We start from the raw sequence: 22,672 nt of genomic DNA, 5'->3' as shown, positions 1-22,672 counted from the left end.
AAAAATAAAAAATGTATGAAAAGACTTTTACTACTATTGTTTTTTAGCTGTTTGGCGGCAGTTAGTTTTGCACAAACCACTTATTATTGGGTTGGAGGAACTTCCGAAGCTAATATTGGAACGGCTTCCAACTGGAATACTCAATTGAATGGTACTGGCACAAGTCGATCAACAATATCATCTACTGATATCTTAGTAGTAGATGGAACCAACATCGGAGGTGCTGCACTAACCACAGGCACAGCGTTGATACACCTTAATGCAGCAACTACAGCGCAATTAAAAATTATCAACGGTGCTTCAGTAAATCTGGTTCGGGTGGCAAGCTCTAACGGTACGCTAACCATTGCGAACAATACCTTGGGGGAGGCTGGTTTAACTATTGATGCTACTTCGTCGTTGTTATTGAACAATGCCAGCTACGTAGGTAATGTTTATATTGATTTTCCTGCTACTTCTACTGGAAGCATTGCAGGTACGTTTAAGATCACTCAAGGGGGATCCACCGTCACATCTTCTAGCCCACGCGTAACCTGTCGTACGGTAGGAGGTTTGGTGTTTGCAAGCGGAGCTACATTTGAATACGATAACACGTTAAACTATCCCTTTGGTTCAGTTGGTACGGCTGTTAGTAACTCTTCAAATGCGGCAGTTGTATTTCAAAGCAGCGCAAATTTAATATGTAATAGCGTTTATAGCCCTTTTGGAAGTAGTTCTACTAATGCAATTGTTGACTTTAGACCTGGAAGTAACTACTATATTAGAAAAACCATAGCTAACGGTTCGGTGACCAATGCAAAAACATTTGGAAACGTATTTATCCAAAATGGAGCTACGCTTACCACTGATGGTGCTGCAATGAATAAAATCGAGAATTTTACTATTGATGCTGGATGTAACCTAAATGTGAATGGTTCTACTAGTACGCCAATTCCATTGTTGGGGAACTTAGTGGTTAATGGTAATATCAACGGTACAACTTCAGGAGCTGGGAATTTTATTTTATCGATGTCCGGAAGTAGCCCTCAAACGATCAGCGGAAGTGGAAGCATTACCGTAACTGGCTTTGTAGTTGGTGATCACTCAACGGTTACGTTAGAAAAAAATATCACCGTAGTGGGAAGTTCTAACGTTTATGGAACGTTGAATTTTGGTACTTTTCAAATAGACGGTGCGGGGAGTTTCACTTCAAGGGTCGGATTCGAATCCACTTCTGGTACAAGTTATACTAACGCTGCTAATACAATTACTGATGGCTCTTATCAAATCACTATCCCAGTTAGTTTAGGTTTGTCATCATTAACAGGATTGGAAATTACCGGTCCAGGTATTCAGGCAAATACAAATATCGTTTCTTATTCAAGCGGTAATGGACAGGTTAACCTTTCTAAGCCAGCTACAGCAAGTTCTTTAGGTGCAACAATTTCGTTTAAAAGTAATACATCTACCCTAATAACCAACAACGCTAATGGACTTAGTTCAACTGGAAGTATTGCCGTAAGTGGCACTGTTAATACTAACGCTGGCACAAATGTTATTTTTAATGCAGCAACGGTTAATCCATTCACAACAAGTAATAATGCGCTAGGCAACGTTACCTTTAATGCGGCCGCTACTACTAACAAGAGCTTTACAGTTAATGGAAAACTTACATTGAATAACAACAAACTCACCATTCGTGAAGGAGATGTGTTGACTATGGGTGCTGCTGCTACTTTTGATAGTGGACTAGGTACTAATGCCTATGTCGTAACTTCAGCAAATACGAGTACTGGTGATGTTGGAAAAATTAAATTAACAGACGTAGCAATAAGTACTGTAATTCCAGTGGGTACGGCTACAAACTATTTGCCAGTAACTTTAAGTCCAACTACGGCTTCTTCATTTGAAGTTAACGTTTTTGCCGGCGCTACTGCTGATGGAACACCTAACGGAACACCATTAACGGCTGCTCAGAAATTACGCATGGTTGATGCCGTTTGGAATGTAGTGCGTACTAGCGGCTCTGGCAATGCTGACTTGACAGTTAGCTGGCCAAATGCGCTTGAGGGAGTTGATTTTTCTGTGTTTGGGAATGCTTCAATCGGCATAGCGAATTATAACTCAGGTGTTTTTGGTACTTTCTCAGGATTAGGCAATGCTTTGGCAAATACAGCCACCGTTAACACGGGTAATTTCTCAGCCTTTATAGTAGGCGAAGCAAATACGACTTTACCTTTAACCATGTTGGGCTTTACGGCAAAGCAAAACTTAAATACCGTGAAGTTGGATTGGAGGACTACCGATGAAAGAGATTTGAAAAACTATGTTCTTCAGCACAAAAGAGATGGCAACTATGAAACGATTTATACTGTCACTCCAAATAACAAGTCGGGTATATTTAATTACGGCTTTGTTCACGCTACGCCATCAGCAGGTACAAACTATTACCGTTTATTAGCAGTTGATCTTGATGGTACTACCCGCACATTTGATGAAACGGTTAAGGTGAACTTAACTAATGCAATGAATGTTTACCCTAATCCGGCAATTGGAAACAGTATTACGGTTTCAGGAGTAGTTAAGGGAGATGTGATCAAGTTGCAAAATATTCAAGGGCAGGTGATTACTAAAAGGGTAGCAAGTAGCAACGCAGAACAAATCGATGTGCAGTCGATAGCCGCTGGTACATATTTGATTTCCATTGAAAATGAGGGTAAAACGACTAGCACTAAAAAAGTGATTAAAATTTAAAATATGTTTTTGATTGCAAGTCTGAATGTTTATTTTTGGTAGACCAATTAATTGGTCTACCAAATTAAAAATGTAAAATGAAATCATTGATAGAAAATATAACCGCTATTCGTTTAGAATCTCCAGTAGATAAGATTATCGGCCAGCTCAAGCAATTGATTGTTTCTGGACAGTTAAAACCTGGTGATCGGCTTCCGGCTGAAAGAGTGCTCTCTGAACGTTTTGGCGTGGGAAGAAGCTATATCCGCGAAGCGATTTTGAAGTTGGAGTTTTATGGCTTGCTGAGAACTAATCCACAAAGCGGTACTTATGTCGCTGGTTTAAGCATTAATGTAATTGATAATATCATTTCTGATATCATTAAGTTTAATAAAGATGATTTCAACGCTTTGATTGAAGCTCGTTATCATCTTGAGTTAAACGCTGTAAAACTAGCTGCCGAACGTCGTACTGAGGAAGATTTGCAAAGCCTACTGGAAGCAATGGAGGCCTATGAAAATAAAGTGGCTATTGGCGGTGACGCAGTGGAAGAGGACATGGTGTTCCATATTAAAATTGCAAAGGCAACTAAAAATTCAGTCATCGAGTCAATGATTTTAATACTGGTTCCTGACTTGATTAAGAACATCGTACAAAACAAGATTTGTGGTGATAATAGGGCAAAAACTGCTATTGAAGAACATCGGATGATTTATGCAGCTATTGAATCAGGCGATATGTCAAAGGCAGAAGAGGCGATGGCAGGACACTTAGACGAAATTTGGCAAATTAGCAAAGCTGGTTTTGCAGCTCAAAATATCATAGAAAAAGCAGAAATATAACTCACATATAGGACTATCCTAGTTTAATCCATTTATATTAAAATAAGCGTATGAACTACTTCAAAAAAGTGGTATTAGTATCTTTTTGTGCCATATTTTCTTCAGTTGCTTTAGCTCAGGTGCATCCAAGTTTGATGCTTACCAAAGCCAATGTCGCTGCAGTAAAAAAGGGTATTGCTAGTTATCCATTGCTAGGGCAATCGTTTCAAACGGTTAAAGCAGCTGCTGATAAAGCATTGTTGGAGCCAATTACTGTGCCGGTACCACAGGATGGTGGAGGTGGATATACTCACGAGCAGCACAAAAGAAATTATAGTAATATGCTTAACTGCGGCATCGCTTATCAAATATCATGGGATAAAAAATATGCTGATTATGTGAGTAAGATGCTGTTAAACTACGCGGCTCAATATCAAAAATGGCCGCTACATCCCAAAAGCAAAAACAAAGCCGATGCCGGTCGTATTTTTTGGCAATGCTTGAATGATTTCGTGTGGCAAATTTATACCATACAAGCTTATGATCTAGCATATAACGGAATTGCAGCGTCGGAAAGAAAGACAATTGAAGAGCAGTTGTTTACGCCAATTTTAAAGTTTTTTACGGAAGATAAAGTGGAAGTTTTTAATAAAATCCACAATCATGGAACTTGGAATTTGGCCGCAGTGGGTATCACTGGTTATGTGTTAAACAAAAGAGATTATGTGGAAAAAGCATTGAAAGGATCTAACAAGGATGGCAAAAGTGGCTATTTGGCTCAGGTAGATCAGCTTTTTTCGCCGGACGGCTATTATATGGAAGGTCCTTATTACCAGCGTTACGCCCTGCTTCCGTTTATACTATTTGCCAAAGCAATCAACAATTATGAACCTCAACGCAAAATTTTCGAATACCGAAATCAGTTGCTTGCCAAGGCGATACAAACTTCCTTACAAACATCTTACACAGATAAAACTTTTTTCCCAATTAATGACGCCATAAAGGATAAAACCTACGAATCTGTTGAGTTGGTTTATGGCGTTGATTTGGCTTATGCCGATATCAAGCCAGAGGTTGATTTATTAGATATCGCTCGTCAGCAAAACAGGGTAATTGTATCTGACGCAGGTTTAAAGGTTGCTGCGGATTTGGCCGCAGGTAAAGCAAAGCCTTTCAAATATCAATCGTTATGGATTAGAGATGGAGGTAAAGGTGATGAAGGCGGTGTTGGAATTTTGCGCTACGGCGCTAATACGGATCAGCAAGCCGTGTTGTTGAAAGCCTCTTCGCAGGGAATGGGACATGGCCACTTTGATCGTTTGAACCTACTGTTCTACGATAACACTACGGAGATATTTCCTGATTATGGCTCAGCTCGTTTTTTAAATATCGATACTAAAAATGGCGGCGGTTATTTACCCGAAAATAATACTTGGGCTAAACAAACAGTAGCTCATAATGCTTTGGTGGTTGATGAAACCTCTCATTTTGATGCCGAGTTGGATCCAGCTAGTCTGACTAGTCCTCAGTTACTTTATTTCAATAACTCACCTGAACTAAAGGTGGTAAGTGCTACTGAGCCAAAAGCTTACAAAGATGTTCAAATGACGAGAACTGCCGCATTAGTAAAATTGGAAGGAATGGAAAAACCATTGTTGATTGACGTGGTGCAGGCAAAATCAGATAAAAACCACCAGTACGACTTACCGTTTTGGTATAAAGGACAATTGGTAAATACCTCTTTTCCGGTGAAGGCGGTTACCAACCAGCTGAGCGCATTGGGTAACAAAAATGGCTATCAACATTTGTGGCTAAATGCAAGCAATAAGTTGCAAAGCCAATCTGGTTTGGTGGGTCTACTGGTAAAGAAGCGTTTTTACACCACGCATTTTGTATCTAATAATCCTTTAGAGGTGAAGCTGGTTTCTATCGGAGCTAATGATCCTGAAATGAACTTAGTAGATGGAAAAGCTTTTATACTGCGCAGTAGCGGACAACACCAAACTTTTGTAAACATTACAGAAACACATGGCGGTACAGATCCAATTAATGAAACCGTAGCCGCGGCATTGCCCGCTATCAGCGAACTAAAACTATTGCAGTCGGACGAGCAAAAAACAATAGTGACTTTTAAGTTTAAAAATAGGATGTACACCTACCAAATCAATTATACAGACAAACAGAATTATATCAATTTTAAATAGGAATTAGGCTAGTCAAATAACCAATTAAACAAATAACCAATTGACCCAAACACCAATAACCAAAGATCAATTAAACAATATCAATATATGCAAAGCGAATTATTTCAAATAGAAACTGAAACAACCTGGGAAGATTTAGGAAATGGCATACAGCGCAAAATTTACGGTCACGATGATAAAATCATGTTGGTTAAGGCCAAGTTTGAAGCCGGTGCAGTGGGCACTTTACATGAGCACTACCACGTACAAGTAACTTATGTAGAAAGTGGCGTTTTTGAAATGACCATTGGCGACGAGAAAAAAATCATCAGAAAAGGAGATGGTTATTACGTGCCACCTCATGCTGTACATGGCTGTGTTTGCATTGAACCGGGAATTTTAATTGATGTTTTTGCCCCGCATCGTGAGGATTTCATTAAATAGATAAACCAAATTTTTAGCGCTCTTATCAAATATAATCAACCAATTAAACCTAAAAATATTTGAACATGAAAAAACTATTGATAAGTTGCTTTTTGATAGCAGCAGTAAGTTTTTGCAAAGCACAGGAAACCACTGAGTTTAAAAAAGTAACCTACCCAACGGGCTACACAGAGCAATTGAATGTGGTGTATGCTAAAGTTGGCGATTGGGAGGGTAAAATGGACCTTTATTTAGCTCCACAAGAAAAAGGTCCTTCACCAATTGTAATTAATATCCATGGAGGAGGCTTCAACAAAGGGAGTAAAGAATCTCAAACTGGTTTCAATACCTTCTTTAAAAATGGTTATGCAGTAGCTAACATTGCTTACCGTTTAGTACAAGTTGCACCAGCGCCAGCGGCAGTACAAGATGTGCGTTGCGCATTAATCTATCTCATTAAAAACGCTAAATCTTTAAATATTGATCCCAATCGTATTGTGATTATGGGCGGTTCGGCAGGAGGTCACTTAGCTTTAATGGGTGGCTTATTAGGTAACGATACTAGGTTTGACAACAACTGCCCGGGCGTGAAAGAAGTGAAAGTTGCAGCTATTATTGACAAGTACGGTATTACTCATGTAGGTAATTGGAAAAGTCGCTCGGCTACTTGGTGGTTGGGAGATAAATCTAATGATCAAGCTTTTATCCAATCTGTTTCGCCGTTGTATCAGGTAAAGAAAAACAGTCCGCCGGTATTTATTGTACACGGAGATGCCGATCCGGTAGTGCCTTATCAGCAATCTGTTGACTTAAAAAGTAAGTTAGATGAAATGGGGGTGAAAAATAAATTCATGACCGTACCGGGTGGTGAGCATGGCAAGTTTCCAGCAGATAAAAACTCTGAGGTAAACAAAGCCATCATCGATTTCTTGAAGGAACTGGGTATCCATAAATAAGCCAAAGGCGAGATTCAACTAATGAAAAAAATCTTCAACATATATTTGGTTATGGCTGCTATTGCTAGCTTGAGCTTAGGTTTAAGCTATGCAATACAGCCTTTTTCAACAAGGGTAGCTCAGCCAATTATTGTGGCCAATAGCATACAGCTTAAGCGAGTTTTAGCTACTGCTAAGCCTGGAGATTCGATCATATTAAAAGATGGTACCTACGATGGCAAGTTTGTAATTGAAGCAGAAGCTAGTGGTACGGCCAAACAACCTATTGTGCTTATTGGCGGCAGGGGCGCAATTTTAGATGCTGGAAATAACCAAACTGGCTACGTACTTCATTTAAAAGCTAATTTTTGGAAGCTTAGAGGCTTTACCGTAAAAAATGCACTAAAAGGCATTGTAGCAGATGGTGCTTGCAATAATTTGATTGATGGTGTGTTGGTAACCGATTTAGGGGAAGAAGGTATTCACTTCAGAATGTTCTCCAAACACAATGTGGTACGCAATTGCGAAGTTAACCATACGGGGAAGAAAAATCCCGGTTACGGTGAAGCAATTTACATCGGCTCTGCTTATAGCAATTGGCCAAAATATACTGATGGAAAACCTGATCAATGTGATTCTAACCAAGTCATCAATAACAAATTAGGTCCTTATGTTGCCGCCGAGTGTATCGATGTAAAAGAGGGTACTACAGGTGGCATTATCAGTGGAAATACTTTTGAAGCGCAGGGAATTACTGGTGCAAATAGTGCAGATAGCTGGATGGACATCAAAGGCAATCATTACCTCATCATCAACAACACAGGTTACAACACACAGCCTTCCGTACTTACGGATGGTTATCAGGTGAATTGTGCTTACGAAGGATGGGGGAGTTACAACAAATTCATCAATAACACTTGCAATGTAAATGCTGAGGGTTATGGCATTAACGTACGCTTAAAAAGTGGTAAAGGTGAGGCTGTTGGCAATGAAGTTTATGCCGACAATAAAGTAATAGGCGCTGCAAAAGGTGTCACTAATATTGATATAAAAAATAAATAAATGAAAGTAAAAGGCTTAAGGTGGTGGATTATTGCCCTTATTGGTTTAGCAACCGTAATTAATTATGTTGACCGAAGTGCGATCAATATCCTTTGGCCTTATATCTACAAGGAATTTGGCATAGCCGATGTGGACAATAAAAGTGCCTTGGCGTTAATTACCACATTTTTTATGATTGCTTATGCTTTAGGCCAAACCTTTACAGGTAAGCTGATGGATGCAATTGGTACAAGATTGGGCATGGCTTTTTCCATTATTGCTTGGAGTGTATCTATCGCCCTTCATGCTTTTGCCAAATCGCTAATGTCGTTCAACATCTTCAGGTTCATGTTAGGTTTCAGTGAAGCTGGAAACTGGCCTGGCGCCACAAAAAGTAACGCAGAGTGGTTCCCGGCAAAAGAAAGGGGAATTGCCCAAGGTATTTTCGGTGCAGGAGCTTCCTTAGGTTCCGTAGTTTCGGCACCAATTATTGCTGCACTGTATTTAATGTTCGGCTGGAAAATGACCTTCGTGCTTATTGCTGTTTTAGGCTTAATTTGGATTATTCCGTGGTTGTACATCAATAAAGCTACGCCTGATCAGCATCCTTGGATTACAGAAGAAGAGCGTAACCACATTTTAGCTAAAACTGAAGTAAAAGAAGTAAATGCTGCGGTAGATCAAGCGCCAGTACTGACTTGGAAAGAGCTGCTGAAGTTTAGAAATACTTGGGGTATCATTACTGGCAGATTCTTCATTGATCCGGTTTGGTGGTTGTTCGTGACATGGTTGCCAACTTTTTTAAAAGAACAATTCATGTTCGATATCAAACAAATTGGAGCTTTCACCTGGGTGCCGTATCTATTTGCTGCCATCGGTAGTTTATTGGGGGGCTACCATGCTTCTGCACAAATTAAAAAAGGTATCGAGCCACAAAAAGCTCGTAAAAATGCCATTGCTGTTGGCAGTGTAATTATGCTGGCTTCTTTAGTGGTTATCGTTTATCAGCTAGGCACGTTAAAGGATACGCCAACCTTGGCAATGGTATTAATCGGCCTAACCTTATTCGGTTTTCAATACCTTATTGGCAACATACAAACGTTACCTAGCGATTATTTCAATGGTAAAAATGTGGGAACTGTAGCAGGTATGGGCGGTACAGCGGCAGTAGCAGGTACCTTGCTTACTACGTGGGCAGTTCCAGTAATCACACAAACCAGTTATGTGTCGTTTTTTGTGCTGGCTGCGGTTTTAGTGCCAGTTTCTTGGTTATGTATTAAATATATTTCATCTAAATCATAAAGAATTAAATAATAACAATATGCGTTTAAAAAACAAAGTTGCAATAGTTTCTGGAGGTTCTAGGGACATAGGAATAGCAGTTTCTTTGCAATTGGCAAAGGAAGGTGCAAAAGTGGTAGTTAATTACTTCGATAATGAACAATTAGCAGAAGAAACTTTGCAAATGATTAAAGATTTGGGAGGTGAGGCGATTATAGTAAAAGCAGATATGACCAAAGCGGCCGATGTTGAAGCTTTAGTAGAGCAAGCTAAAGCGGCTTTTGGTAACGAAATTAACGTCTTGGTAAATGTTGTAGGTGGCTTGGTAGCTCGTAAAACAACCGCAGAAATGGATGAAAATTTCTGGGATTTCGTGATGAACGTTAATTTGAAATCGGTGTTTTTAGCGGTTAAGGCAGCTTCACCTTATATGCCTTCAGGTTCTTCTATCGTTAACTTCTCTTCGTTAGCTGCCAGAGATGGTGGAGGCCCAGGAGCAAGTGCTTATGCTACTTCAAAAGGTGCGGTAATGACTTACACCAGAGCTTTAGCGAAAGAATTTGGCCCCAAAGGGATTCGAGTGAATGCGCTAGCTCCGGGAATGATTGCAACTACTTTCCACGATACCTTTACTAAAAGCGAAGTGAGAACAAATGTAGCTAACGCCACTGCCCTAAAAAGAGAAGGCGATGCCAAGGAAGTGGCCGATTTAGTGGCTTACTTAGCGTCAGACGAATCAAGTTTCCTAACCGGTAATAACATCGATATCAATGGCGGTTTAGCATTCTCATAATGTTGCCGCAATTATAACTGTTGCCAATCATCAAAACGTTGGCAACAGTTTAACATCCTAATAAACTCTCCTCCATCATTTAAAAGCGCTCTCTTTTAAAGCAACCAAACCAAAATATTCCAATTAACAATCAAATATTTTTGGAATATAAATAATAATGATATATTTGGTAAACCAATTTTTGGTCGACCAATTTAAACCAAGCATTAATTTGATATTGATGCACTAACCAATATAAAACTGATTACTATGACATTAAAAAATCGCGTTAGCAGCGTTGTTTTTTTACTGGCTTGTATGTGGACTATTTCTGTGTGGGCACAAACAACGGTAAAAGTCAAGGGCGTTGTCAAATCTGAAGATGGACAGGGAATCCCGGGAGTTTCTGTAACTATCAAGGATACCAACAAAGGTGTTTCCACTAACGAAAAAGGTGAATACGAAATATCCGTTCAGAAAGGCAAGATACTTGAATTCAAATCATTAGGTTATAAAAGTTTTTTTCAAGCGGTAAATAATACCACTACGATCAATGTTACTTTGCAGGAAGATGTAAATTCTATGAGTGAAGTGCTGGTAGTAGGTTACGGAACACAGAAAAGATCTACCGTAAGTTCTGCAGTTAGCAAATTAGAGAACAAAAATCTCGATGAAATTGCAACATCAAGGCTCGATAATGCTTTGATTGGTAAAATTGCAGGTTTAACGGTACAAAATAACAGTTCGGAAGTAGGTTCCGATCCAACGCTGCGTATTCGTGGAGCGGCATCCATTAATGCTAATGCAGAACCTTTAGTTGTAGTGGACGGACATCCAATTGCTGATGGTTTAGCCTTTATCAATCCTTATGATGTGGAGTCAATTGAGGTGTTGAAAGATGCAGCTTCTTCAGCAATATATGGTTCTAGAGGTGCCAACGGAGTTATTTTAGTAACCACTAAAAAAGGAATTGCTGATAAGCCAAAATTTACTGTGAAATCATTTTATGGTTTAAAAGAAGCTTATAAGGTGTATCCAATTCTATCAACTACGGAATATACAGAATTGCTTTTTGCAGAAGCTAAATTGAGGGAAAATGATCCTAGCGTACCCGTTGCTTCAAGAAATCTGATTACTGCAAATGAGCGTGCTGCTTACATCATTGAAAATCAAATCAGCGGTTCGCCTACAGATTGGCAACAGGAAGCACTACGTAATGCTGGTATTTACAACCTGCAGCTCAATGTTGCTGGCGGTAAAAAAGACCTACGTTATTACGTGTCTGGAAACCTTCAACAAGATCAAGGTGTGATGAAGTACAGCGAAAATAACAAAGGCAACGTACGTGTCAAACTAGATGTCAATTTATCGCCAAAGTTGATGCTGAATGTGAACATCAATCCAACTTACACTAAAATTCAAAGACCATCAGAAAACTTTACCAATTACTACCGTTTTCCTTCATTTTTGCCAGTTTTCCACTCTGCATTTACCTCAGCTTTCGTAAACCAGAATGCACAATGGTCTAATTTAAGATCGGGCGATTGGGCACAAGCTCGCCACTTTACTAACTTAAACTACGCAGGGACCATGCCTGATGGCTCTTTTTGGCAAAGTACAGGAGCGGTTTCTCCTTTTTCTTCTACCAATAACACCCCGCTGTCTCATGCACAACGAGAGGAAAGGTATTCGGAAAGCTATCGTTTTCAGGCTGGAACCGATTTAACTTATAATCCAACTAAAAACCTGTCTTTCAAATCATCAGTTGGTACTTATTATTTATCAAGAGAAGATAAAAACTTAATTAGAAGTGAGGCTCGTAAAGATGGCGATGTGAACTCGGCGACTATTACCAATGGAACAACTGTAGATATTTTGTGGGAAAATACCATGAACTACAATAAAAGATTTGGCAACCACAATTTCACTGGTTTATTAGGTTTTACCATGCAAAGTAACTCGGTAACTGGTTCGCAGCAAATTGGTTATAATTTTCCTTCAGATGACTTTACTACTTTAAATCAGGCGGCCTATTTTGATCAGGCACCTGCATTGCCGGTAAACGTAAAAACAGGCTTGATTTCTTATTTAGGTCGTATCAACTACGATTATAAAGGAAAATACATCGCTACAGCGAGTTTACGTACCGATGAAAGTTCAATTTTTGGGCCAGGTAACAGAAGAGGTTGGTTCCCTGCATTTTCTGCTGGTTGGAATATTGCAAGCGAGCCATTTATGAAAGGTTCGAGAAAGTGGCTAGAAACTTTAAAATTAAGAGCAAGTTATGGCGGTACCGGTAACAACCGAATCACGCCATTCTCTTACTTAGATCTATTGTTCCGCTCTAATTATGTTTTTGGTGATGGTACCGGACAGGTTAGCCCAGGTCAATCGCCTAATAACGTAGTAACTTTCGGAAGAGATATTACTTGGGAAACAACCAACTCAACGAACATCGGTTTAGACTTAGGCTTGTTCAAAAACAAAGTACAGTTAAGCTTAGAGTTCTATCGTTCAATTACCAACAACTTATTGCTACAGCAGGCGCAGCAAGCCATTACAGGATCTGATGCTTTCTGGACAAATAACGGTAAAATCAGAAATCAAGGCTTTGAAATTGAATTCACTTCAAATAATATAGGCACTAAAAACTTTAACTGGACTAGCTCCATCAACTTTTCTGCTAATCGTAACAAGTTGCTAGGTTTAGGTGGTGATCAACCTTATTTGTACAACTACGGAGAGCGTAGCGAAATTTATGCATCTATAGTGGGTCAGCCTTATGTTCAGTTTTTTGGTTACAAAACCGATGGAGTTTGGGTATCACAAGATGAAGCAAATGCCGCTCAGGCCGCAGGGCAAACTTCAATTTTGCAAAGTTACTACAGAGAAGGTGGAGTTAAACTGAAGGACATCAACGGCGATAATAAAATTGATGTGAACGATAGGGTAATTGTCGGTTCTCCTTTCCCAGATTTTACTTGGGGGATTACCAACACTATTCGCTATAAAAAATTCGACTTAAATGTATTGATCCAAGGTTCGCAAGGTGGTCAGTTAATTAATGGCGATTTGTTCTACAACGAATCTAAACGCCAAAATGCGAACTACATTAAAAACCGTTGGGTAAGCCCGGCTAACCCTGGTGATGGAAAAACGCCTTACTCAACCAACGGTATCGCTGCAGATTTACTATTAACTGATTACGGCGTGGAAAGTGCTACTTATGCCTACATCAGAAATGTAATTGTTGGTTATACCTTACCGACAAAAGCAACCAAAAAATTGAAGATCAATAGCTTAAGGTTATATGCTACGGTTGATAACTTGTTCTTCATAACTGGAAGCTCATATAGGGGTATCAATCCAGAGGCAAGGTTAACCACAGCTGATTATGCTTCTCCTGTAATTGTTGGATATCAACGTGGTGGTTTCCCGGTTAACCGTACTTATACATTTGGTCTTGACTTTAACTTTTAATGCCATTTTATCATGAAACAATTCTATAAACTATCAATTCGCTTCATCATAGTGGTATCTCTGGCTTTAGCATCTACAGCTTGTAAAAAGCTAGTAGATCAAGAGCCTATATCTAATGAGGTGGTTGACAACTACTATAAAAATTATAAAGAAGTAAGTGTTGCTTTAAGCGGCTGCTACAACGGTATGCAGGAGCCTTTACTAAACGAATGGCAATTTACGGAACTAAGGTCCGATAATGCTCGTCAACGTTCAGTAAACAGTACCACTAACGTCAACATGGAACTTAACGTGCTTAACTTGTACACGGCAGGTCCATCGCACCAGCAAATTTACAACTACTGGTTAGCGGTTTACAAAAGCATCCGCAACGTAAACTATGTGTTGCGTAGTTTGGGCGTAAGCTATCAAAACAATCAGTTGGTTTTTGGTAAGCCTACCGCTAACGTTACCGATGCGCAACGCAATGAACTGGCCGGACAAGCGCTGTTCATTAGAGCTTATCATTATTTCAACTTGGTGCGTTTGTACGGTGGGGTTTTCATTGTAACCGAACCTGTGGATGCTGCTCAAGCTCGTAAAATCAATCGTTCTTCAGTAACTGAGTGTTATAATTTGATCGTTAAGGATTTAGAAGCTGCTGTTAATTTAACAAGTGCTAGGCCATTCGGTCAAATTCCATCTACCGACTTAGGAAGAGCTAACTCGTGGGCTGCAAAAGGTATGTTAGCGAAAGTGTTTTTGACCTTGCCAGTGCCACGCAATGCTGATGCTTTAGCACTACTGAACGATATTATCGCCAACAGCGGCTATGGTTTAGAAAGCACTTTCCCTCGTGTGTTTGCCATCAATAATGAAATGAATAAGGAAATTTTGTTCGCAGTGCGTTACAAATCGGGGTTAGTTGGTTTGGGAAATCCAATGCCAAATTTATTTGCTCCTGCAAGTAGTGGTGACGCCATTATCAATGGCGACGGTAGTGGTTTTAATTACCCAAGTACAAGTATTTACGGCGCATTTACCACTGGTTCAACAATTGCTAATGATGCCCGTAGAGATGCAACAATTTCTATTTATGCCAATAGTACCACGCCGTACTACGTTAATAAGTTTTTTTCTAAAGTGGTAGTTGCTGGTGATGGTGAAAACGACTTCACAGTATTGAGGTTCGCAGATATTCTATTAATGAAGGCCGAAGCTCAGGGTTACGATGGTCCGGCTGGATCTTCTATGGCTCTGATCAACCAAATACGTGAAAGGGCAGGAGCGGTTAATTACTCCACCGGTACGTTTACATCGGCGTTTTATAAGTATCCAGCAACGGGTGCTAATGCCATCGCTACAAATACAGATTTCCAGTCGGCACTGCTTAAAGAACGCCGTCTAGAGTTTGCATTTGAAAATCAACGCTTGTTTGATTTGATCCGTTTTGGTCAAGCGGTTAGCACTATTCAAACGCATTATGCAAACGAGTATCAGGAGTACTACAGAAGGTTTACGCCAGTTATCCCTTTGGCTACTTTGCAGGCTAATGTAACTAACGACAAGCTGTTGCTGCCTATTCCACAACGTGAGATAGATACAAATACAGATATTAAAATTCAACAAAACCCGGGATATTAAAAGAATTGAATAATGAAAAAAATCCTTAACATATTATCATTTTGCTGTTTCGCAACATTGATAATTATTGGTTGTAAAAAGAATGAATTTTCTGATGTTGGCGAAGGAACTGTAAGTGCCCCAGAGTATACCTTTAACCGGGCAACTAAAACATTTGATTTAGGTGATGAGCTGAAAAGTGATATCTCGGCAGCAGACGGTGTGAAATTTGTTTATTGTTATTTGGTACGTACCAATAAAACAGATTCGCTAATCCACGTTACCGATAATAAAGGCGCCATTACACCAACTTACCAGTTAGCCATTCCTTTGGCGGCATTTCCAGTAAACAGCATGAGCGCTGTTAAAGGAGTTAAAGTTTTGGTGAAACAAGGTAATAATACTTCGTTAGAAGGTTTTATTACCATTAAGTATTTTGATCCAACTGTACCGCAATTTAATGCCTTTCCAACTGCAATTACAGCCGATTTAGGTGGTGGTGCCACGGCAATTGGTGGTAATATCACTTCTGATTATGGCATAAAACAGGTTGATATTTTAGACGATTTTCAAACCGAAAATGTTTACGTTTTGGTGAACAGCATTACCGGCATCAATAACCTGAAGCAGTATGCGCTAAATTATGCTTACACCTATCGTAAAGCTGCTCAGCATATCAAAGTTAGGGCTACAGATATTTACAATCAAACCAGCGAGATTATCATCAATATGCCGGTTGATGTTTCTATTTTCAAGCCTAAGTTTCTAAATTTTTCTGCATCGGTTACCCCAAATACATCGGGTGCTACGGCCGTTAATGGACAAATCACGTCAGTTACTGGATTAAAAAGGGTAGATATTTATGATGATAGGGATGGTACTTACAAGTTGTTAGGATCAACTAACAATTTGAATGGTGTGAAAACGTATACATACAATGGTAGTTACAACTATGCAATGCGAGCGGAGCATATCAAGTTGATTGCCGTTGATACTGATGATTTACAGTCGGAATTAGTTATTCCGTTAAATGTTACCTATTTCAGTAAAGTGTACAGAGACGTAACTATGACTGCACAAACTGCCGGCACCAATACCATTTTCTTCGATACAGATGGAAGTACCAAAGGCAACTGCGAATTAAATGCAAGTGAATTGACCATGGCATTTTTGTTTTATGCTACAAGCAGTGGTCCAACATTTTATGCGCCTACCAACACTACCAATGTGGCTTCGAACTTCAGATGTAATGGTGTATCGTGGGTACTTTCGCGTCCAGCTGCAGACATGCGTGCTACCAGATTTAGGGTATTATTGCCAACTGTAACGGCGGAAAAACTAGTTTACGATGACTTGGCTGCTGGCAAATTGGATGATTTAGCAACGAGAGTCGGGGCCTTGTCTATCAGTAGTAGTGGACCTAGATATGATGCTGCTGCAACGCCTAGCAGTTCGATATTTAATGCTACCAACGCCAACTTAATTGCAGTGAGGATCCCTGACATCGGCAATCCAAACTCTTCCAAATTGGCGGTAATTCATGTGAAAGAGTGTGTGCTTGCTCCAACGGTTGGAAACTCTACTATAAAATTTGATATCTACATGCAGAAATAAGATTTTTTTGGTTTATATGTGCTTGCATGCATTTCGGTCGGCTTGAAGATTGTTCTTCTACCGATCGATAGCGGCAGGTTAAATAGCAAAATAACCAATAACCAATAATCAATAAGCAATAACCAATAACCAAAATCCAACACCCAAACAACCAAAAATGTCCAAGTTTCTTTGCTCAATCTTTTTCCTATTCGTTGCCGCTCGTTCCCTTTATGCTGAAGAAATATTAGTAAGTAGTCCGTCAGAATTAAAAACAGCCGTCGCAAAGGCTAAACCAGGAGACGTGATTTTACTCAAGGATCAAATTTGGGTTGACGTACAGTTGGTAATTTTTGGTAAAGGCACTAAATCGCAGCCTATTTGGGTAAAGCCTGAAAAAGGCAATAGCGTAAAAATTACAGGGAAATCTAACCTTAAAATTGGTGGCGAATATATTTACGTTAAAGGATTTCATTTCAATAATGGCTACAGCCCAAAGGAACATCTAATTACATTTCGGGTTGATAATAATAATTTGGCCAACCACTGCCGTATCACGCAGTTTGCCATAGAAAATTTCAGTCAGCCAGAGCGTTTTGCAGCTGATTCATGGGTGGCGCTTTGGGGTAAAAATAACCGTGTGGATCACAACACATTTACCAATAAATTAAATGCTGGGCCTGTAATTATTGCCGAATTGAATGATGAAAGAAGCCAGCAAAACTATCATAGCATTGATTCCAATTACTTCAACGGTCGTCAACGCTTTGGTTCCAATGGTGGCGAAACTATCCGCATTGGCGTTTCCAGATATTCCTTAACCGCATCTAATACGCAAATCGTTCATAACTACTTTGAAAGATGCAGCGGTGAAGTTGAAATCGTTTCCATCAAGTCAGGCGAAAACAACATCAGCTTCAATACTTTTTTTGAATGTGAAGGAAGTTTGGTGTTGAGGCATGGCGCTAAAAATGTGGTGCAGGGCAATCTATTTTTGGGCAACAACAAGCCTTTCACCGGCGGCGTAAGGGTAATCAATCCAGGTCATAAAGTGATTGACAACGTGTTTAAAGATTTAAAAGGAACTGCGTTCAGATCGCCATTGGCTTTAATGAACGGTGTGCCAAATTCGCTCATCAACAGATATTATCAAGTAGTAGATGTACAAATTGCTAACAACACTTTCATCAATTGTCAAACCTTGCTATTTGGCGCAGGAAAAGATGCAGAACGTACTTTATCACCACAAAAAGTACTATTTTCAAAGAACTTACTTATTACTCCAGCGGCCTCAATTTATGCTGATGAAAATAACGATAAAGGCGTAGTTGTGTCTAATAATGCACTGGGATCAAATGTAAAAGCTCCAAGTGGCTTCGTTTTTCAAAAACCAAGTTCGATAACCATCAATGGCATGTCTTTTCCTTATTTAGAAGGTTATGGTGCGCCGCTGAAAAAAATGAGCTTTGTTCAGAAAAATGATGTTGGTGCTACTTGGTACAAGCAAGAAATAAAATCTACCAATGCCAACCCCAAAACAGTTCGTGTTGCTATTAAAGAGAGTAAAAAGCTACCACAAATGATAGCAACGTTGGCGGACGGAGATGTACTGGAACTAACCGATACTGGCTTTTACGAGCTGGAAGATGAAATTACTGTCGATAAATCCATCACCATCCGAGCAGCTGCGGGTTTGAAAACAAAACCAGTGCTGGTAAATAGTAGCATTAAAACCTTGGCTGCATTTATCACCATCGAAAATGGAGCATCGGTTAAAGTTAAAGGTGTAGCTTTTAAAGGCGCTTTTGGAAGTAGTGGAGATGTCCGTTGCGGCATTCGATCTACCGAAAAGCCGATGAACAAAACTTACAAAGCATTTATTGATGGCTGCGAATTTTACGACTTTAACGAAAGTAGTTTTGCTGGCTTTAAAGGCAGTAAATCAACTTTGGCGGATAGTTTGGTTATCACTAATTCTTTGTTTAGAAATATCTCTGGCTCAGGTATTAACTTGGCTGAAGAGAAAGATGACAAAGGAATTTATGGCGCAGAATATACCATCATCAAAAACTGTGTTTTTTCTCAAATTTTGGGAAGTGCCATCAACGTTTATCGTGGTGGAAATGATGAAAGTACTTTAGGTCCTTTCGTTACCATTGAAAACTGTACCATTAACGAAGTGGATAATAGAGAACAAGGTGCCGCGATTAAACTTTTGGGTGTGCAATACGCAAGGGTAATCAATTCTAATTTTGTAAATAGCGGAAAAGGCGGTAGGTCTTTAGATTTTAGGGAGTTCCGCTGGGATGATATTCTGGTGAACAACTGCAATTTTTATCAATCTGGTAAAATAGACTCATTTTATGGCAAATTGATAGGTGCAAATATTTTTAAACTACAGCCAAACCAAAAGCTTTTGGTAAAAAGCCCTAACGGAAAAATAATTGGCGCAAATTTACTTAGCAATTAATATGAAAAATTCTAAAAGCTTAATTTTGGGCTTTCTGCTCATTAACCTCATTGGTTTCAGTTCTTGTGCCGCATCTAATGTTGATGATGCTGTAAAGCAAAAGGAACAAGAGGCACCGCAAAACAAGAATAATGTGTACACGGTGAGTTCGGCAACAGAATTGAATGCACTTAGTTTGGTAGCAGGGGATAAAGTGATCATGAAAAATGGTGACTGGAAAAGTCAGCAAGTTAATTTTAAAGGTAAAGGAACAGCTGAAAAACCGATTACTTTAATTGCAGAAACAAAAGGATCAGTAATTCTTAGCGGCAATTCCAATTTAAAGATTGACGGAGAGTGGCTAACTGTAGATGGTTTATCGTTTAGAAATGGTTTTTCATTGAAAGATGATGTGGTGATTTTTACCAAAACCAGTAGTAATTGCCGCCTCACCAATACCAGTATCGAAGATTACAATCCTTCTGATAAAACAGTGGACTACAAATGGGTTTCCTTGTATGGTACAAAAAATCGGGTAGACCATTGTTCCATCTCCGGCAAAACTCACCAAGGCACTACATTGGTAGTTTGGTTAGATGATAAGGCAAATTATCACCAAATTGATCATAATTATTTCGGTCCGCGACCAGATTTAGGCGTTAATGGCGGAGAAACCATCCGTATTGGTACAAGCACTTACTCCATGAATGATTCCTACACAACGGTGGAGAGTAATATTTTTGACAAGTGCAATGGCGAAATTGAAATCATCTCCATTAAATCTGGCTACAATAAAATTATCAATAACTTATTCTACGAATGCGTTGGTACGGTAACTTTTAGGCATGGCAATCATTCAGAGGTAAGCGCTAACTATTTTATCGGGAATGATGTGTCGAATACTGGCGGCGTACGTATCATCGGCGAAAATCAAAAGGTATACGATAATTACCTGTACAAAATAGCGGGCACTTCGTTAAGAGCTTCCATATCTATCATGAATGCCTTTGAAAACCCGGCCTTAAGTGATTACTGGCAGGTAAAAAATGCTGACGTTCAAAGAAATATCATAGTAAACAGCAAAGAAGCGTTTGTGTTGGGAGCTGGTAAAGATGCCAAAAGGGTAGTAGTTCCAGATGGCGTTACTATTAGCGGTAATTACGTGCTTAATCCTGGCACATTAATTACCATGACGGATGAACCTGCAAATCTGAAAATACAAAGTAACCAAGCGGAAGGCACTAGTTTAAGCACTGGTTTTGTAAAACTGGGTACTGATTTGCAACTTTCAGATGGGATTTGGCAACGAAAATCAGCCCTTAAAAAACCTTTTTGGATTGATGTTCCTGTAGGTCCAGAGTGGAAAAAGGATAATCGTAGCTTCTTGTTCAAATAATTGGTTTAAGCCCATCTTCAAACTATTTTAAATTACTGTTTGCCTGACTGGTAAATAAGAAATAGTTTCGTATATTTACGATTATTTCGTAGCGATAGATGGAAAAACTAACACAACAAGAAGAAGAAGCAATGTTAGCCGTTTGGCAGGTAGGTCCAGGTTTTATTAAGGATTTCATGGATGCCATGCCTGAGCCAAAAGCACCGTATACTACTGTGGCCTCCACTGTAAAAAATCTAGAACGTAAGGGTTATTTAAAAGGTGAGCGTTATGCTAACGCGATAAGATATAGCGCTAAAGTGAAAGAAGCCGATTATAAAAAAAAGTTCATGAACGGCTTTGTGAATAGTTATTTCCAAAATTCTTACAAAGAATTGGTTGCTTTTTTTGCTAAAGACAAGAAAATTAGTGCAGCAGAGCTGAAGGAAATAATTGACCTTATCGAGAAACCTCAAGATCAGTAGCTATGCCACAGCTTTTTATCATCCTATTAAAGATTAATTTGGTGCTGCTTTTATTTGCGGCAGCTTATCACCTCGTACTTCGAAGGTTAACTTTTTATATGTTAAATCGTTGCTTTTTAGTGCTAGGTATTCTGTTTTCAACGGTTTATCCTTTTATTGACTTGACGGATTTTTTCCATCAGCAACAAATGGATAATGGCGTAGTTGCTTACTTGCCCCAACTCAATCAACAGGCTGCTGATTTAATGCCGAAGGGATTTTTCATCAACAATTGGCCTATCTTAAGTGCAGTATTTTATTTAGGGGTACTTTTCATGACTTTACGTTTGGCTGTGCAGTTCATATCATTGTATAAAATTCATCGTAAGTCGAGCCCTGGTAAAGTGGCCAATTATCAAGTACGTTTATTGAAAGAGAGTGTAAGCCCATTTTCATTTTGGCAAACAGTGTATGTAAATCCAAATTTGCATAGCGATAATGAGTTGGATGCGATTTTAGCACATGAAATGGTGCACGTTAAACAGTGGCATACTTTGGATATCATTTTGGCCGAATTAAGTGTGGTTTTCTATTGGTTCAATCCAGGGGTGTGGTTAATGAAAAAAGCGGTTAAAGAAAACCTGGAGTTTATCACCGATCAGCGCATTTTGAAAAAAGGCATGGATAAAAAGGCCTATCAGTACAGTTTGCTGGGAGTAGGACAATTAAATGCATCGGTCGCCATTGTCAATAATTTCAATCTGTCAGATTTAAAAAAACGCATTCAGATGATGAATTTGAAACGTTCATCGAAAATTAATTTAGGTAGATATGCGCTAGTTGTGCCGGTATTGGCGGTTACCTTAGCTTTTACCGTTTCAAAAAAGGATATCAAAACACATATCCCAATGTTATCAAAAATTGTTGGCATAGACACCGTTCAAACGGTAACGTCTAAATCTAACCCTAAAAAAGCTCGGGCAACATTTGTAAAAAGCGGCGTAAAAAAAATCGCTCTTCCAAAAAGCAATCATCGCGATACGGTTTCCTTTGCAAATGTTGTGGTTAATTCCATCAGCATAAATAGGGATAGTTTGAAAAAAGGAATACCTAATTTAGATGAACTGGTTGCTCAGCTACGTGTAAAATTCAATATTCCTGAAGATGCTAAAATCATACGTCATTCTTTGGAAAAAAACTTTGTTTTCGTTAGAGTCGATAGCAGTAGTAAAGCAGATAAGCCAGTAGTTAATGACGTTACTATTGGCGTTAGGAGATCAAGAGCTAGCGAAATGCCTCCTGCAAACGGTGAAAAGAGAATTGTTATTAGAGCCGTTAAAATAAGCGATACCGCCAATATCGGTAAGCAGCAAGTAGAATACTTAGTGAACGGAAAAGTGGCAGATGTGGCTGATTTCAATAAGATTAATCCCAATGAAATTGTTCAGGTTAATGTAATGAAGAATAACCCAAGCAAGGCACAAATTTTTATCGAAACTAAAAAGAACTAAATCAGACGATAGGTTTATTTTATAAGGCAG

The 22,672-nt window shown here is 39.2% G+C and carries 15 protein-coding genes; all 15 read left to right on the top strand.

Annotated features, from left to right (window positions below; translation table 11 throughout):
• The first annotated feature begins 15 nt into the window (after positions 1-15).
• The 15 genes from ACY2A0_RS01860 to ACY2A0_RS01790 all read left to right on the top strand — a co-directional run bounded on the left by ACY2A0_RS01860 (position 16) and on the right by ACY2A0_RS01790 (position 22,642).
• A complete protein-coding gene (locus tag ACY2A0_RS01860; protein WP_461787910.1) occupies positions 16-2,733 on the top strand; it encodes a beta strand repeat-containing protein in 2,718 nt (905 codons plus the stop codon).
• A 77-nt stretch (positions 2,734-2,810) separates the two neighbouring features.
• Entirely contained in the window at positions 2,811-3,554 is a 744-nt protein-coding gene (locus ACY2A0_RS01855) for a FadR/GntR family transcriptional regulator (protein ID WP_461791222.1), read from the top strand.
• Positions 3,555-3,604: 50 nt separating this feature from the next.
• The gene (locus tag ACY2A0_RS01850) at positions 3,605-5,737 is read left to right on the top strand and encodes a heparinase II/III domain-containing protein (protein ID WP_461787908.1); all 2,133 of its coding nucleotides are present in this window, start codon (positions 3,605-3,607) and stop codon (positions 5,735-5,737) included.
• 87 nt (positions 5,738-5,824) lie between these two features.
• Positions 5,825-6,160, top strand: a complete 336-nt coding sequence (locus ACY2A0_RS01845; RefSeq protein ID WP_461787907.1) for a cupin domain-containing protein — start codon at positions 5,825-5,827, stop codon at positions 6,158-6,160.
• Positions 6,161-6,225: 65 nt separating this feature from the next.
• Positions 6,226-7,095: an alpha/beta hydrolase fold domain-containing protein gene (locus tag ACY2A0_RS01840; RefSeq protein WP_461787906.1), complete on the top strand. Its 870-nt coding sequence runs from the start codon at positions 6,226-6,228 to the stop codon at positions 7,093-7,095.
• 21 nt (positions 7,096-7,116) lie between these two features.
• Positions 7,117-8,136: a right-handed parallel beta-helix repeat-containing protein gene (locus ACY2A0_RS01835; protein WP_461787905.1), complete on the top strand. Its 1,020-nt coding sequence runs from the start codon at positions 7,117-7,119 to the stop codon at positions 8,134-8,136.
• Positions 8,137-9,417, top strand: coding sequence for an MFS transporter (locus tag ACY2A0_RS01830; RefSeq protein WP_461787904.1), 1,281 nt, complete (start codon positions 8,137-8,139; stop codon positions 9,415-9,417).
• 19 nt (positions 9,418-9,436) lie between these two features.
• Positions 9,437-10,189, top strand: a complete 753-nt coding sequence (locus tag ACY2A0_RS01825) for an SDR family NAD(P)-dependent oxidoreductase (RefSeq protein WP_461791221.1) — start codon at positions 9,437-9,439, stop codon at positions 10,187-10,189.
• Positions 10,190-10,438: 249 nt separating this feature from the next.
• A complete protein-coding gene (locus ACY2A0_RS01820) occupies positions 10,439-13,648 on the top strand; it encodes a SusC/RagA family TonB-linked outer membrane protein (RefSeq protein WP_461787902.1) in 3,210 nt (1,069 codons plus the stop codon).
• Between the two features lie 12 nt (positions 13,649-13,660).
• Positions 13,661-15,271: a RagB/SusD family nutrient uptake outer membrane protein gene (locus ACY2A0_RS01815; protein ID WP_461787901.1), complete on the top strand. Its 1,611-nt coding sequence runs from the start codon at positions 13,661-13,663 to the stop codon at positions 15,269-15,271.
• 12 nt (positions 15,272-15,283) lie between these two features.
• A complete protein-coding gene (locus ACY2A0_RS01810) occupies positions 15,284-16,864 on the top strand; it encodes a hypothetical protein (protein WP_461787900.1) in 1,581 nt (526 codons plus the stop codon).
• Positions 16,865-17,021: 157 nt separating this feature from the next.
• Entirely contained in the window at positions 17,022-19,313 is a 2,292-nt protein-coding gene (locus tag ACY2A0_RS01805) for a chondroitinase-B domain-containing protein (RefSeq protein WP_461787899.1), read from the top strand.
• A gap of 1 nt (position 19,314) precedes the next feature.
• Positions 19,315-20,688, top strand: coding sequence for a polysaccharide lyase 6 family protein (locus ACY2A0_RS01800; RefSeq protein WP_461787898.1), 1,374 nt, complete (start codon positions 19,315-19,317; stop codon positions 20,686-20,688).
• Positions 20,689-20,786: 98 nt separating this feature from the next.
• Entirely contained in the window at positions 20,787-21,152 is a 366-nt protein-coding gene (locus ACY2A0_RS01795; RefSeq protein ID WP_461787897.1) for a BlaI/MecI/CopY family transcriptional regulator, read from the top strand.
• A 2-nt stretch (positions 21,153-21,154) separates the two neighbouring features.
• Positions 21,155-22,642: a M56 family metallopeptidase gene (locus ACY2A0_RS01790; protein WP_461787896.1), complete on the top strand. Its 1,488-nt coding sequence runs from the start codon at positions 21,155-21,157 to the stop codon at positions 22,640-22,642.
• Positions 22,643-22,672 lie beyond the last annotated feature (30 nt).

Origin of the sequence: Pedobacter sp., from assembly GCF_965249885.1 — a bacterium.
Lineage (GTDB): Bacteria > Bacteroidota > Bacteroidia > Sphingobacteriales > Sphingobacteriaceae > Pedobacter.
The sequence above is the reverse complement of the archived record's forward strand: the minus strand, read 5'-3'. Positions and strand labels throughout refer to the sequence as shown.